Origin of the sequence: Algimonas ampicilliniresistens, assembly GCF_030159955.1 — a bacterium.
Lineage (GTDB): Bacteria > Pseudomonadota > Alphaproteobacteria > Caulobacterales > Maricaulaceae > Litorimonas > Litorimonas ampicilliniresistens.
The window spans coordinates 1,091,360-1,107,201 of sequence record NZ_BSNK01000001.1 but is presented as its reverse complement, the minus strand read 5'-3'; the positions used below and the strand labels follow the sequence as shown (position 1 = coordinate 1,107,201).

Genomic DNA, 15,842 nt, shown 5'->3' with positions numbered 1-15,842 from the left:
TGCATTGCCATAAATGGGCGCGGCGGCAAGGTTGCATTTGATGCCTGCGTCACAAAAGCTTAGGCTTCATCCGAAGGAGTCGTTGATGCCAAAAGAATTACGCAAGCCCACTAACAACCCGCAAACATTGCTCGCACAATTGCTGAGCGGCGGACAGTCTTTACTGGACAAAGCCGGGTCGGGCGAGCTTAGTGATCAAGCTCAAGATATTGGTAAGCGCGGCGAAGATTTTCTAATCGACAAGCTCGGCATGGATGATAGCGACGCGAGCCGCGCGCAAATCCGGCAACAAGCCAAATACGCTGGAATTGCTGGGGCTTTGGCTTTGATATTGAGTTCACGCTCAACTCGGAAACTCGCCACATTGGGCGGGCTCGCAGCGCTTGGTACGATTGCCTATAAGGGCCACAAGCGCGGCGCTATGCCGACCAATTTCAAAGATGCGATCGGGCTCTTGACTGGGCAGGATGCTGAACGGCGCTCCGACATGCTGCTGCGCGCCATGATCGCTGCTGCGAAGGCTGACGGCACGATCAGTGAAGCCGAAAAAGCTCTCATCAAGACGTATCCGGACGTTGATATGTCGGGTCTTTCCGACATGCTCGCCACTCCAGCGGATCCGAGCGAAATCGCGGCCATGGCCACATCCGACCAATGCGCCTATGAAATCTATGCCGTGAGCTGCCGAATCGCCGACGGGGTCAACCCCGTTGAACGCGACTATCTCGACCGGCTGGCTATGGCATTGCGCCTCGACCCAGAGTCGGCGGCCTTGATTGAAACGGAAGTGAGGACTGGATAATGCGGTATTTGTTGATTGGCCTAGCAGGCCTTCTGATCTCCTGCATGCAGACCCCGCCCTATGGTGGACAAGGTCCGTATGCGCCCGGCCCTTATGGTCCCGTTGTTCAACAACCCCACACACCTCCTCAGACACCCCCACCCGGCTTTCCTCCGCCTGTGAGCCAACCCGGCGACCGCATTTGCGGTGGTATGACCGGAGCGACCTGCGGCTTTGCCGGAGAGTTTTGTTATCAGACCGTCCAAGCCCAGTGCGGCGCCGCCGATCAGACCGGCGTCTGTCGCCCCCGTCCACAAGTCTGCACTCAGGATTACACGCCTGTTTGCGGGTGTGATGGACAGACCTATTCCAACGAATGCTCTGCCAATAGTCGCGGTGTTTCTGCCGCCTATCGCGGGCCCTGCCGACAGTGAAGCGGCTGACCTTCGGCGCGTTGGCGCTTCTACTCGCGGGCTGCAGCACTGCCCCCTCTGACGTGACGACCGGCTCCAATGGTGCCGGTCCATCGGCCATTGTTAGCGAGCGCGCTGTCTCAGCGGACGTCGCGGATTGGGGGGCATTCTACCCTTATTTCACGGATGACACTCACGTCTTGTCGCCTGTTCTCGTCGGCGTCGCAAAGATCGATGCGGGGCAACAAATACATCATCCTCACCGTCATGCTGATGAAGAATATCTGATGGTCACAAAAGGCCGTGGGACCTGGTCACTAAACGGCGAAGATCGTCCGGCCGTCGAGGGCGATATCCTCTTCGCTCGGGCGTGGGATTATCACGGCATTCGAGCGGCTGATGATAGTCCGCTGGAATTCGTCGTGTTCAAATATTCGGGCCGTCATATAGAAGCACCTACCGATCCAGATCCGTCCCTGCCCGAAGAACGCCCCTAACCATGTTCCACCACTTCTTTAGTGAATTACGACGTGCATCCGTTCCCGTTTCGATCCGGGAATATCTGACGTTGCTGGAAGGTGTGGACAAAGGCGTAGCCAACGAAAGCCTAGACGGCTTTTATTTTCTCTCGCGAACGGCACTCGTAAAAGATGAACGCGATCTAGACAAATTCGACCAGGTCTTCAGCCACGTCTTTCGCGGGGTCGACTATCTTGGCGATATATTTGGGCAGGACGAACACACAATCCCGGAAGACTGGCTTCGCAAAATGGCGGAGCTTCATCTCTCCCCTGAAGAGATGGCTGAGATCGAAGCCCTCGGCGACTTCGACAAGATCATGGACGCGTTGAAGGAACGATTGGAGAACCAAGAGAAGCGCCATGAAGGCGGCAATCGCAATATCGGTACAGCAGGTAGATCTCCTTTTGGCGCCTATGGCTATAATCCCGAAGGGGTTCGCATTGGCCAGAAAGAAGGCCGCCACGGCAAGGCGGTTAAAGTCTGGGACAAACGGCAATTTAAAAACCTTGATGGCGACCGCGAAATCGGAACCCGCAATATCAAAGTCGCACTCCGGCGTTTGCGCAAATTCGCGCGCGAGGGGGCGGCCGAAGAGTTGGACCTACCCGGAACAATTAGCGGCACAGCCAAACAAGGTTGGCTGGATATCCGCATGCGCCCTGAACGACGCAATGCCATCAAAGTTCTAGCCTTTTTCGATATCGGCGGATCAATGGATGCGCATGTGATGCAGGCTGAAGATCTGTTTTCTGCCGCTAAATCCGAATTCAAACGGCTTGAATATTTCTACTTTCACAACTGTTTGTATGAGCAAGTTTGGAAAGACAATCGCCGCCGCATGAGCGAAGTGACGCCGACATGGGATATTTTGCATAAATTCCCGAGCGACCACCGGGTCGTGATCGTTGGCGATGCGGCGATGAGTCCTTATGAAGTCGCTATGCGCGGCGGGTCAGTCGAACATTGGAATGATGAGCCCGGCGCCGTCTGGTTGAAGCGCCTTGTCGATATTTATCCGCATCTAGTCTGGATCAATCCGACACAGGAAAAATACTGGGAATTCAGCCAGTCTACCAAGATGATCCAAGAGGTTATCGGCGAAGACCGAATGTTTCCGATGACTTTATCAGGGCTTGAGAGTGCGATGCGGGAACTCGCTCGTTAGCAAGCCGTTAGACGACCAACACAAATTCAAACACATTTTGGAGTTTCCATGATTCGTATACTTGCAACCACGTCACTGGCCGCAATTTTAGCCGCGTGTACAGCTTCATCAGATGATGTTGGCGCAGCCTCATCAGATGATGTGCCCGCCTTGGTCGAAGGCACACCAACAGTCGTCGAAGCTAAAGCCGAAGCCGTCTGCCAGGACGAGATGGTGCTAGACTTGGATGATTATCCTGCGGAAGATCTGCCTACAACCGAGGACTATGCTCAGTGGCACACTGAAAATGCGAAACGGGCTGACGTGATGCAGAGCGATTCCGGCATGCAGTACAAGGTTATCCAAGCAGGGCTTGAAAATGGCATGACACCACGGTCAGGCGAAGAAGTGGTCGCTATGTATCATGGCTACCGCACTGACGGCACCGTGTTCGATAGTTCTTACGAACGGAACCTGCCCTTTATCTTTACTACAACACGCGTCATTCGCGGTTGGACCGAGGCCGTTGAAAACATGAAGGTTTGCGAAGCGCGTACGCTCTATCTCCCGGCAGATCTGGCTTATGGTAATCGCGGCGCAGGCGCAGATATTCGCCCCGGCGACACGCTGGTCTTTAACATGCAGTTGATCCGCGTGAACCGCGCAGGCGACTGACGCTCAGAAGAATTCGAACCTAAATATTGAAGCGGAGGTCGGTTATCGACCTCCGCATTTTTTATCCCTCAGGGACAACATGGACGCGAATGGCCTTATCGCCGTTGAACACGTCCTTTGCCACCGCTGAAATCTCTGCGGCCATCATATTCTGATACGTAACATCGCGCGTGCGGTGGCGATCCAGCGTCTCTGGACGGCCTTGCGCTTCATCGATCACATTGAGCCAATAGCTATTATTTTCGAGGCTGGTTTCGAGATTTTCCAATGTCGGCTTTATCGCCCGATCAAATATGTCATCCGTTACCCCGTTTTCAGCAAGGTTGGCAGCCACGGCTTCGATCACGGAGGTTAACCTATCTAGCTCTTCCGGTGAGGCTTCAATGCTGACGCCGAGATAACCCCAGTTCGGCGTTGTCTCTGGCAGCGATGTGAACGCAGACGGAGAATAGGTCGCCCCCTCCTCTTCTCTTAGAACGCGTGTGAGTTCGAGTTTCAGCACCTGCGCCAGCACGCCGAATTGTCGGTCCACAAGCGTGTCTTCGTGATCATCAACCGGCCAGTAAATCCGCAGCAAAGCCGTATCCGGCTCACCTGCATGGGTTATTTTGTAGGGACGGGCCTGACCGTCTGGGAACATCTGATTGATCGCGGATTGCGGCAGTGCTTGGGCGGACTGCCGCGAGTCTGGCAGCGCGCCTATCGTCTTGGCGACAAGGTCAATCACCCGCGTCTCATCGAAATCCCCGACAATCGCGACCTCAATCGGTCCCTCCGTGATATGGGTCGCATACCATTCGGATAAGGCATTAAGATCAACGTCCAGAGCTTGCGACTCTGTCGGATGAACATTGCGCCAGTGATTTGAGCTTAGCAGTGACGGCACTTCCAAACCGGCGGCCCCAGATGGGGTTGAGTCCAGTTTAGACCAGACTGACCGAATACGACTTTCATAATTCGGAAGTATTTCCGGGCGGTAGGCAGGGTCGGTCAGATAGGCCGCCATGAGTTGTAGCTGGAGTTCGAGGTCATCCGGAACCGTAGCCCCGCCGAGAGACATACCGCGTGTGCTAAACCCACGACCGACGCCGACAGTTCGTCCTGCAGTCAATGTGGACAGATCGTCGGCTTTGTGTGCGCCGAGCGCAGAGCTATTGAGGACAGACCGGAGTTGCATCCCGAAAGCAGGCGCGTCCTGCGGATAGAAGGCCGTGCCAGACCCCGCTTTCACCCGGATCCGGATCACGTCTTCTTCATACGGCGTTTGCTTGAGGTTGAGCCGTACACCATTATCGAATTGAACGGTCGTGATGCCGATATCTTCGATGACGGAGCTGCTCACGACTTTGCCGGGTTGCCCCCAATCGGCATAGGCGAACGCCCCGACATTCGACTCCGCGACGGCGTCTAACGACACGGACTGACTTTCGTTCAGCATGTCGCGTAACCATTGTTCCGGCTCTTCAATGACGCTTTCTGCCTGCAGATAGAGCTGGGGCGCGGTGTCAAGCTTATCCCAAGCCTCCTTAAGTGCGGTTTCAACCTCTTCGAGCGTCAAATCTGCGACCGCAGCTTCAAACCGCACCAACGAACTTTCCGCGCTCGTCATTACTCGTTCCCCGGCGAATCCGTTCAGAATTTGACGGGCTAGCGACGGGGTTCGACGTGTTGGGGCTGTCTGGACAGCCACTTCCCAGCTTTTGCGAGCATTCGCTATCTGCTCAGTGAACTCGGCTTGCGTAAACCCATGATCGATGGCTTGTCGCAAAATCCGTTCCGCCTCGATAAATCCATCGCGAAGCTTGTCAGGTTCAGCGGACACACGAAGACCCGCAATTTCGGCGGCGTCGAAAAAGTCGCTGACCCCCGCTCCGGCTCCCGTGAAGCTCGCTTCGCCAGCCCTGACGGACTTAGCGAAACGGCGATTTAGCATCGCATTGGCAAAATAGAGCGGCAATGAGTCGGCGCGATTGGCGACCGTGTCGCGGCGTTCACTGTCAGGCGCAACGTCAGAAATCGTTGATAAGCTAACGTAACTCAACACTTCTGGATCGAAGAATGCCCCGAAACGCGGCTCGTCAAACCGAATGGCCGGCACGGTGGCATCATCGACAGCAGGTGTGTCATTCGACCAATCTGCAAAGGCGTTTTCGATTTTCTGTGACAACTGTTCAGCCGGACGATCCCCGACAAGAACGATGAAAGTATCTTCCGGGCGGTATTGCGAAGTATAAAAGTCGCGAAATTGCTCTGGCGTGACAGACTGGATGGTTTCATTCGTTCCGATCGGCAATCGATCCACGAGTCCTGACCCCGCCGTTTGAAACTCAAGCGATGCAATCTGAGCGCGGAAAGCCGGGCTGTTGCGTGCGCGCTTTTCCGCCAAAATGATACCGCGTTCCCGCTCAATCGCTTCGGGCGCCAAGGTCAATCGCTCCGCTGTTTCACGGAAGATTTCGAGCGCTTCATCCAGCAAGGAATCGGATGTATCAGGCAGTTCCAATTGATACATAGTCTGGTCGAAGCCAGTTGAGGCATTAGTGTCCGGCCCGAAGGCGAGACCCAGTCGTTCAAGTCGCTTGACCATTTCGCCTTCTGGAATCGCTTCCGATCCGTTGAACGCCATATGTTCGAGGAAGTGAGCGAGCCCGCGAGTTTCGTCTGTTTCATCGAGCGACCCCGCGTCGAACCGCATTAAAAGTGTGGCGGTGCGCGACGGCGTATCATTGCTCATCGTCGCATAGCGCAGACCATTTGGAAGACGCCCATAGAGGATGTCCTCATCCATCGTTAGATCACTGGCCTGATGTGCAAAATCAACGGAATCGATATCCGGTAATTCCACAACAGGCATGTCATTCTGTGCCACGTCATCTGTATTGCATGAGGACACGAGAAGCGCCGCTAGAACCGCCGTCGAAGCCAAGAAAAGTCGTTGCGTCACAATCACCTCAATCACATATCAGAATAGATTTGTATGGCGCGTCACTGGACTAGCTTATCGTGCAAAAGCAAGGACGAGAACCATCGGTTGCATCAGGGCACGCAGGCTCGCCCATTCAATGACGTCAGTCGTTCTTATATCGCGTCCCGACAGTCCTGCAATCAGCCGCTCTCATGTCTTAAACGAATCACGTAGACAGAAATTCGCCTGCGGTGAGAAACTCAAAACTAAAACTCGCTTCGACCGGACATCCCGCGTGAAAACCGACAATCACGCAGTTCGTAGATTTTGAGGTAGAGGTGACGTGGAGACGTTTATGAGCCCTTCACAGCAGATCACAGCAGCTTTTTCGATGAACTGGCCCGAAACATGCTCTTAATAAGCCGAACGCCACAAAAACTAAGAATTACAAGGGTCAGAGGGGCCTAGCACGATCAACTTTCTTATCATGGATGGATTTACAACGAGATGGGCGAAGACGGACACGCGCTAAAAGGGTCTGTTTTGGAACCTTTTCCCCTCACACCCGTCAATGATTGAATGCCAGATGAACAGCTTGCTACCATCGCATTAACGCCTAGCCATGTTTCCAGCCATTGGGTAAGCGTCCACAAATCTACGCCTTTTCGGCGATTGTTACTGGAGACTTGGGGGTCTTGAAAATGAAAAGAACTTTGTTGATGGCGGCTAGTGCTGCTGTGCTCGCTGCGCCGACTATCGCGCAAGAACTTCCGCCGGGTAATCCGCTTCCAGGCGAATGCTTCGCCCGCGTGATCGTCCCGCCTCAATATGAAATTTCTACTGAGCAAGTGGTCCTGCGCCAAGCCTCAGAGGAAATCCGTAAGATACCGGCTCAAATTGAGACAGTCTCCGAACAGGTTCTTGTCCAACAGGAAAGTTTCGACCTGGTCATCGAACAGGAACCCCAATTCCGCGATGTAACTGAAACGGTCGTTATTCAGGAAGCCTCTACCCAGCTCGTTACGATTCCCCCAATCTACGAGACTAGGACAGAGACAATCCTCGTCAGACCCGAAACTGTTACTTACGCGGCCACCCCTGCCGTATATGAAGACTTTACTGAAACAGTCGTCGTGCAGCAGGCCTCAACTGAGCTGGTCGCGGTTCCGCCTGTCTTTGAAACAATTACTGAAAACGTCGTCGTGCAAGACGCAGCGTCACAGCTGATCGTCACCCCCGCTGCATTTGAAGATGTTTCCGAAACCGTCGTCATTCAGCCCGCTAGCGTCGAGTATACAGTTGTCCCTGCTGAATTCGACACGGTCACCGAAACGATCGTCGTACAAGAAGCCTCGACCGAACTCGTTACAGTGCCGGCCATATTTGAGACCGTCAGTGAAACGGTCGTCGTCCAACAGGCTACGAACGAACTTGTCGTTACGCCTGCCGTCTTTGAGAACGTCACGGAAACGCTCGTTGTCACGCCCGCTCTAGCTGAACTCGTCACCGTTCCTGCCGTCTTTGAGGACGTAACCGAAACAGTCGTCGTTCAACCCGCCAGCGTCGAGTTTGCGGTTATTCCAGCAGAGTTCGATACAGTCACAGATAATATTGTCATCCAAGACGCCTCGACCGAGCTTGTCGTTACACCGGCTGCGTTCGAAGCCGTGACTGAAACTGTTGTCGTGCAAGATGCTGACGTTGAGCTTGTCGTTGTTCCTGCCGTCTTTGCTGATGTGACCGAGACGGTCGTTACTCAAGCGGCGTCCAATCAACTCGTGGTCACGCCTGCGGCTTTTGAAACAGTGACCGAAACTGTCGTCGTTCAACCGGCCACAATCGAATATGCCACGACCCCCGCTGTGTTTGAGGATTACACTCAGACCATCGTGGTTCAGGAAGCCTCAAGCGAATTAACCGTCGCGCCTGCCGCCTTCGAAACTGTGACTGAAACCGTTGTCGTTCAGCCTGCAGGCGTTGAGTATGACGTCGTTCCGGCTCAATTCGACACTGTTACTGAAACGATCGTGGTTCAGGAAGCGTCCACAGAGCTCACATCCGTTCCGGCTGCATTTGAGGCCGTCACGGAAACCGTCGTCGTTCAACCGGCTACGATTGAATATGTCAGCACACCGGCTGTCTATGAAAGCGAAGAGTATCAAGTCGTGGTTCAAGAAGCCTCGACTGAACTTGTGACCGTCCCACCTGTGTTCGAGACTGTTACTGAAACTGTCGTCGTACAGCCTGCTGGCGTCGAATATACAACGGTTCCTGCCGCTTTCGAAACCATCACGCAAACCGTTGTTGTTCAGGAAGCGTCCGTTGAATTCGTGACACAACCCGCCGAGTTTGAGACCGTTACAGAAACTGTCATCGTCCAACCGGCAACCATTGAGTATGTCTCAACACCTGCGACCTTCGAGAATGTCGAGGAAGTCGTTGTTGTCCAGGATGCTTCGACTGAATTGGTTACTGTCCCGCCCGTTTTTGAGACCGTAAACGAAACCATTGTCGTTCAAGCGGCCTCCGTTGAATTCGATACAATTCCAGCGGTTTATGAAGACCAAGACTATACAGTTGTCGTCCAAGAGGCCTCGACTGAGCTTGTCTCTACGCCTGCCGTGTTCGAAACTGTGAATGAGACTGTCATTGTACAGCCCGCAACTGTCTCTTACGAAGTTGTCCCAGCTGTATTCGAGACCATTCAAGACACAATCGTCATTCAGGAAGCCTCGACTGAGCTTGTAACCGTACCGCCTGTCTTCGAGACCGTAACAGAAGTCGTAGTCGTTCAGCCTGCCGGCGTCGAATACACGTCGGTTCCCGCAGTCTTCGAAACCGTCACCGAAACTCTGGTTGTTCAAGAAGCCTCTATTGAGTTCGACTCAATTCCAGCCGTTTATGAGACCGTGACAGAGACCGTTCTCGTCCAGCCCGCTACTGTTGAATATGTCACGGTCCCGGCTGTATTCGACACAGTCGAAGAGGTTGTCGTCATCCAAGATGCGTCAACAGAACTCGTCACGGTTCCGCCTGTCTTCGAGACCGTCACAGAAGTTGTGGTCGTTCAGCCTGCAACGGTTGAATATACATCTGTCCCAGCAGTTTACGAGACTGAAGAATATCAGGTCGTCGTTCAAGAAGCGTCCGTCGAGTTTGTGACGCAACCTGCTGAGTTCGAGACCGTCACTGAGACTGTTATCGTCCAGCCTGCTGGCGTTGAATATGTCTCAACACCAGCCGTGTTCGAAACCGTCGAAGAAGTCGTCGTCATTCAAGATGCGTCGACTGAACTTGTTACCGTTCCTGCTGTGTTTGAAACCGTCTCTGAAGTGGTTGTCGTTCAACCTGCTTCCGTAACGTTTGAGACCATTCCAGCGGTCTATGAGACGGAAGAATATCAAGTCGTCGTCCAAGAAGCTTCAAACGAGCTTGTGACTGTCCCGCCCGTGTTTGAAACGGTAACAGAAACTGTCGTGGTTCAGCCTGCCTCTGTCGCATTTGAAACCATTCCCGCTGTTTTTGAGACGGAAGAATATCAAGTCGTCGTGCAGGAAGCCTCTAGCGAGTTGGTCGTCCAACCCGCCTCTTTCCGAGACGTCACAGAAACGGTCGTTGTACAAGACGCAACCGTCGAATTGGTATCGGTTGCGGCTCAGTATGAGACTGTAACGGAAGTCATCACCGTTCAGGACGCCTCTTTCGAGCTTGTCACTGTCCCGCCCGTCTTTGAGACTGTCACAGAGACCGTTGTCGTTCAGCCTGCCTCCGTGAATTTCGAGACCGTTCCGGCTCAGTTCGAAACCTACACAGAAACTGTTGTGGTTCAGCCTGCAACCACCGAACTGGTTGTTGTTCCAGCCGAATTTGACACAGTCTCAGAAACAGTTGTGGTTCAAGAAGCCTCAACAGAATTGACAACGGTTCCAGCAGAGTTTGAAACGGTGACCGAAACGATCATCGTAAGGCCCGCCTCTACAGAACTCGTCTCTACACCCGCGTCCTTCCGCGAAGTTACGGAGACAGTTGTTGTCCAAGACGCGACCGTCGAGTTCGTCAACGTACCCGCCGTCTATGAAGACTTCACAGAAACGATCGTCGTTCAAGAAGCTTCAACAGAGTTGGTTGTCCAGCCTGCGACCTTCACAACGGTCCAAGAAACTGTCGTTATTCAAGACGCGACCGTCGAATTGGTAACCGTTCCGGCTCAGTATGAGACTGTAACTGAAACCGTCATCGTTCAGCCTGAAACCGTCGCCTACGACGTGGTCGAGGCAGAATATGAAACCGTCAACGAGACATATATCCGTCGTGACGGCGCCACGCTGCTGCAGGTTATTCCTGCTGAATATGAAACCGTCACAGATCGTGTCCTGGTTCAAGAGGCGTCGACTGTCTTTGAAGTTGTGCCACCATCTTATCGTGACGTGACAGAAACTATCGTCGTGTCGCCAGCGCGCACCGACATTGAAGTCATTCCGGCCGTTTATGAAACGCGGTCCGAGCGTGTTCTGATCGAACCGGCTCGCGAAGAGTGGAAGCCTGGCACACAGGCCCTCAACTCCGCACAACTTGGATCAACCGGTCGCGTTAATACGAATACGCGCGGACAGTTCACCGTCTTTAACGGTGTGTCTCAGCAAGTCGTCGAGTCGACCCAAACAATCGTAACCCAGACGGGCGAAATCCTTTGCCTGGTATTGGTTCCTGCCAAGTATAAAACGATTACAAAGCAAGTTGTGGTTACCCCGGCTCGTGCAATCGAACGCACAATTCCAGCCGTCACGCGCAACATCACAACTCGCGTTGTTGACGCCCCAGCGACGACCCGCGAAGTCACGATCCCTGCGGTCTATGAAACACTTGAAGTGCGCCGCGTCAGAACTCCGGCCCGTGTGGTTGAAGTGGATGCCGGACCTGATGGCGATTATTCACAGCAAGTGGGTACAGTTCAGATCCAACGTCTGATCGAACAAGCCCGGGTTGTTGAGCGCCGCATTCCAGCGGTAACACGCGCGATTACCACTCGCGTCGTTACAACACCGGCTCGCACAGTCGAACGGGCCATTCCGGCCGTTACTCAGAACGTGACACGCCGCGTTATCGATACACCAGCTCGCACGGTCGAGCGGGTCATTCCTGCCGTGACACGCGCCGAGACACGTCGACGGATCGTCACGCCAGCTCGCACGGTCGAACGCGCTATTCCAGCCGTGACCAAAGCGATCACACGCCGCGTCGTGGATCGTCCTGCGACCGCAGTCGAACGGGCCATCCCTGCCGTCACGCGCCAAGAAACGCGTCGCGTCGTCTCGCAACCTGCCCGCACCGTTGAACGCGCTATCCCGGCTATCACACGTCAAGAAACACGCCGTGTCGTCAGAACTCCGGCCCGCGTCGTCGAACGGGCGATCCCTGCGGTCACCCGCGTTGAGGAACTTCGCCGCATCACGCGCCCAGCAGGCACGGTTGAAGTGGCTATCCCGGCTGTCACAAAACAGATCACACGCCGCGTTGTCAGAACCCCAGCTCAAACTGTTGAGCGCGCAATTCCGGCTGTGACCAAAGAAATCACACGCCGCGTTGTCAGAACACCGGCTGCGGTGACTGAACGCGCAATACCGGCTGTAACACGTCAAATCACACGTCGTGTTGTTGATGCTCCGGCTCAAGCGATTGAACGGACCATCCCAGCGGTTACCCGTCTGGAAACTCGCCGCGTTGTTCGGGCCCCTGCTCGCACTGTGGAAGTTGCAGTTCCTGCCGTCACGAAACAGATTCAGCGTCGCGTCCTGCGGACACCGGCTCAAGCAACAGAACGGGTTATCCCGGCTGTCACACGCCTTGAGACCCGCCGCATCGTTCGGGCGCCAGCTCGGACCGTGGAAGTCGCTGTTCCAGCTGTGACTAAGGAAATCACCCGCCGCGTCGTTCGTACGCCGGCTCAAGTGACTGAACGGCTGATCCCAGCCGTGACGAAGCTTGAGACCTACCGCGTCGTTGCGCAGCCTGCGACGACTGTCGAACGCCTAATCCCAGCCGTGACCAAACAGCTGACACGTCGTGTTGTCTCGCAACCTGCTCGCACTGTTGAACGGGCCATCCCGGCTGTCACGCGTCTGGAACAACGCCGCGTGGTACGCACCCCGGCACAGACCGTCGAACGGACCATCCCGGCTGTCACGAAAGAAGTGACACGCCGTGTTGTTCGCACTCCGGCTCAAGTCACGGAACGTTTGATCCCAGCGGTCACCAAGGTTGAAACACGCCGCGTTGTGCAAGCTCCGGCTCAGATCACTGAACGTGTCATCCCAGCTGTGACGAAAGAAATCAGCCGTCGTATCGTTAGAACCCCAGCGCAAACTGTTGAACGGGCCATTCCAGCGATCACACGCACGGAAGAGTATCGTTGCCTCGTCACGCCAGCGCGAACTGTCGAAGTTCTTGTTCCGGCTGTTACGAAAGAGATCACACGCCGCGTTGTCAGAACACCGGCTCAAACGGTCGAACGTCTGATCCCAGCGGTCACCAAGGTCGAAACACGTCGCATTGTTGCGCAACCTGCCCGCACGGTCGAAGTTACGGTTCCGGCCGTGACTAAGCCGCTGCAACGTCGCGTCGTTCGCACACCGGCTGCGATTACAGAGCGCCTCATTCCGGCGGTTACCCGTCAGGAAACACGCCGCGTCCTGACTGCACCAGCCCGGACTGTTGAACGCACCATCCCGGCTGTGACCAAACAGTTCCAGCGTCGTGTTGTTCGCACGCCAGCTCAGGTCACCGAACGGTTGATCCCAGCAGTCACACGGGTTGAGACCCGTCGTGTTGTCGTTACACCCGCCGCGACGACTGAGCGGACTGTTCCAGCTGTTACGAAACAACTGAGCCGCCGTGTCGTCAGAACGCCTGCACGCACCGTTGAACGCGCGATCCCAGCTGTCACACGCGAAGAAACGATCCGTCGCTTGGTAACACCTGCGCGCACCGTCGAAGTCGCTGTTCCTGCTGTGACCAAGCAGCTGCAACGTCGCGTGGTCCGCACCCCGGCTCAAGTAACTGAACAACTCATCCCTGCTGTTACGCGTCTTGAAACACGCCGTGTTCTTCGGACGCCAGCCGCGACGGTTGAACGGACGGTCCCGGCTGTCACCAAACAGTTGACACGCCGCGTTGTCCAAACACCAGCTCGCATTGTTGAACGGCCGATCCCCGCTGTCACACGTCAGGAAACACGTCGTGTTATCACGGCCCCGGCTCGTACGGTTGAGCGTGTTATCCCAGCCGTGACGAAGCAGCTGCAACGACGTGTGGTTCGCACACCGGCTCAGATTGTTGAGCGTGCTGTTCCTGCGGTTACTCGCCAGGAGACATTGCGCCGCATCGTGACGCCTGCTCGGACTGTTGAACGCACCATCCCGGCTGTGACGAAGCAGCTTGAGCGTCGTGTTGTTCGGACCCCAGCTCAGATTACGGAACAGACAATCCCAGCGGTGACCAACACCATCACACGCCGCGTTGTCCAAACGCCAGCTCGTGTCGTCGAGCGCGCGATCCCAGCGGTCACGCGTCAAGAGACACGTCGTGTGCTTCGAACACCAGCTCAGGTGACAGAACGGGTTATCCCGGCTGTGACACGCGCCGAAACGCGCCGTGTCATTCGGACCCCGGCCCGCACCGTTGAACGGGCTATCCCGGCTGTTACGAAGGCCGTGACCCGCCGCGTCGTCCGCACACCGGCTCAGGTTACGGAACGGACCATCCCGGCTGTTACGAAACAAGTGACCCGCCGCGTTGTTCGGACCCCGGCTCAGGTCACGGAACGGACTATCCCAGCGGTAACGAAAGTTGTCGAACGTCAAGTCCTTCGCCAACCGGCACAAGCCACTGAACGCGTCATCCCAGCGGTCACAGCACAGGAAACACGCCGCGTTATTCGTACGCCAGCCCGTACTGTTGAACGGACAATTCCAGCGGTCACGCGTGCCGTGACTCGCCGCGTTGTTCGCGCCCCGGCGCAAGTTACCGAACGGACTATCCCGGCTGTTACGGAAGCTGTGACGCGCCGTGTTCTACGGACACCGGCTCGTGTTGAAGAGCGCGTGATCCCAGCGGTCACCAACACTGAAACACGTCGCCGCATTGTGACACCTGCCCGCAGTGAACAGCGGACCATTCCGGCTGTCACGCGTACCGTTGAGCGTCGTGTCCTAGTCTCGCAGGCTCGGACAGAAGAGCGTGTCATCCCGGCTGTCACCCGCCAGGTTACCCGCCGCGTGGTCGACGTCCCGGCTCGTGTCGCTCGACGCGCCATCCCGGCTGTCTATCAGACTGTTCAGGTTCAGCGTGTCACGTCGCAAGCTCGGACCGAGGTCATCCAGATCCCGGCTGAATACGGTACTGTCGAGAAACGCACGCAAACGAGTGCTCAGCGCTCAGAGTGGCGTCAGGTTCTTTGTGAAGCGAACGCCAACTCAGTCGTTATCTCTGCAATCCAACGTCGTCTGCAGGAGCTGGGCTTCTATCAGGGCGCACTAAACGGTCGTCTGACCCAAGAGACTTATGCCGCTGTTGAGGCGTTCCAAGTGTCGCGCAGCCTGTCTACGGGTGGTCTGACACTCCGGACGGTTGATGAGCTTCGGGTTGATTGGCGCTCCATGGTTGGTGGCTCTGTCACAACGACCACAAGCGGCTTCACCACCGGTGCCACGTCAAACACTGTCACAACCGGCCTACAGACCGGGACTGTCACGGAAACGCTGACACGCACCCGCTCTTACACAGTTCGTGATGACGGTGTGGTGATCGACGGTAACGGCGCCATCGTGGGCCGCTACGAAGCGTCCACTGGCAATGTGATCAATAGCGCTGGTGAGATCGTTGTTCGCGGCCTGCAAATTGTCGCTGGCTCGCGCCGTGAAACGACCGTCACAACAAGCGGACCAACAGTGGTCACAGGCTCTCAGTCTCAAACCACAACGACGATCCTTCCGACCGTTGTGACCAGTGGGTCCACCACTGTGACGCGTCAATCGCCGACAACGGTTCTGCCACGGGCACGTGTTGGGACTGAAAGCTCCGGCAGTGTGTTGTCCTCAACAGGCCGCTCAGTCGTCACATCAAGCTCATCAAGCTCCTTCTCGGTACGTGCTGATGGGTTCGTGATTGACGCTGGTGGCGCTGTCATTGGCCGCGTTGACGAACAAGGCCGTATCATTGCCCAAGACGGCACGGTTCTCGGTCAGGTCAGCAACTAGGCCCGACCGCAACCTCAAGAATAGCCCCGCCAATATGTTTGGCGGGGCTTTTTACTACCCTCACACTCGGCAATAGGCTGACGGTCTGGCTTGACAGTGTTGGGGCACAGGGCTAATTCGCCCGCTGTTGCCGCCCGGTGAGTCTCTC

General features: G+C 55.6%; 7 protein-coding genes. 6 read left to right on the top strand and 1 reads right to left on the bottom strand.

Going from position 1 to position 15,842, the window contains the following annotated elements; translation table 11 throughout:
• Positions 1-85: 85 nt before the first annotated feature.
• From QQL54_RS05150 to QQL54_RS05130, 5 genes are read left to right on the top strand one after another with little or no spacing between them, the layout of a single operon-like run.
• The gene (locus tag QQL54_RS05150; RefSeq protein ID WP_284388289.1) at positions 86-802 is read left to right on the top strand and encodes a tellurite resistance TerB family protein; all 717 of its coding nucleotides are present in this window, start codon (positions 86-88) and stop codon (positions 800-802) included.
• Positions 802-1,215 (top strand): Kazal-type serine protease inhibitor family protein, encoded by a 414-nt coding sequence (locus tag QQL54_RS05145; protein ID WP_284388287.1) that lies wholly within the window; start codon positions 802-804, stop codon positions 1,213-1,215. The genes QQL54_RS05150 and QQL54_RS05145 overlap by 1 nt, the downstream gene beginning before the upstream one ends.
• On the top strand, positions 1,212-1,691 hold the full coding sequence (locus tag QQL54_RS05140; protein WP_284388284.1) for a cupin domain-containing protein: 480 nt from the start codon (positions 1,212-1,214) through the stop codon (positions 1,689-1,691). The genes QQL54_RS05145 and QQL54_RS05140 overlap by 4 nt, the downstream gene beginning before the upstream one ends.
• Positions 1,692-1,693: 2 nt before the next feature.
• Positions 1,694-2,881: a vWA domain-containing protein gene (locus tag QQL54_RS05135; RefSeq protein ID WP_284388282.1), complete on the top strand. Its 1,188-nt coding sequence runs from the start codon at positions 1,694-1,696 to the stop codon at positions 2,879-2,881.
• A 48-nt stretch (positions 2,882-2,929) separates the two neighbouring features.
• Positions 2,930-3,535, top strand: coding sequence for an FKBP-type peptidyl-prolyl cis-trans isomerase (locus QQL54_RS05130; protein ID WP_284388280.1), 606 nt, complete (start codon positions 2,930-2,932; stop codon positions 3,533-3,535).
• Positions 3,536-3,596: 61 nt separating this feature from the next.
• Here the strand turns inward: QQL54_RS05130 and QQL54_RS05125 are convergent, their stop codons facing one another.
• Entirely contained in the window at positions 3,597-6,479 is a 2,883-nt protein-coding gene (locus tag QQL54_RS05125; protein ID WP_284388278.1) for a M16 family metallopeptidase, read from the bottom strand.
• Positions 6,480-7,141: 662 nt separating this feature from the next.
• Here QQL54_RS05125 and QQL54_RS05120 point away from each other — a divergent pair.
• Positions 7,142-15,694 (top strand): peptidoglycan-binding protein, encoded by an 8,553-nt coding sequence (locus tag QQL54_RS05120; RefSeq protein WP_284388276.1) that lies wholly within the window; start codon positions 7,142-7,144, stop codon positions 15,692-15,694.
• Positions 15,695-15,842: the final 148 nt, after the last annotated feature.

Coding starts and splice junctions, on each gene's coding strand:
- QQL54_RS05150 (WP_284388289.1), top strand. CDS start 86: ATGCCAAAAGAATTACGCAAGCCCACTAACAACCCGCAAACATTGCTC.
- QQL54_RS05145 (WP_284388287.1), top strand. CDS start 802: ATGCGGTATTTGTTGATTGGCCTAGCAGGCCTTCTGATCTCCTGCATG.
- QQL54_RS05135 (WP_284388282.1), top strand. CDS start 1,694: ATGTTCCACCACTTCTTTAGTGAATTACGACGTGCATCCGTTCCCGTT.
- QQL54_RS05130 (WP_284388280.1), top strand. CDS start 2,930: ATGATTCGTATACTTGCAACCACGTCACTGGCCGCAATTTTAGCCGCG.
- QQL54_RS05120 (WP_284388276.1), top strand. CDS start 7,142: ATGAAAAGAACTTTGTTGATGGCGGCTAGTGCTGCTGTGCTCGCTGCG.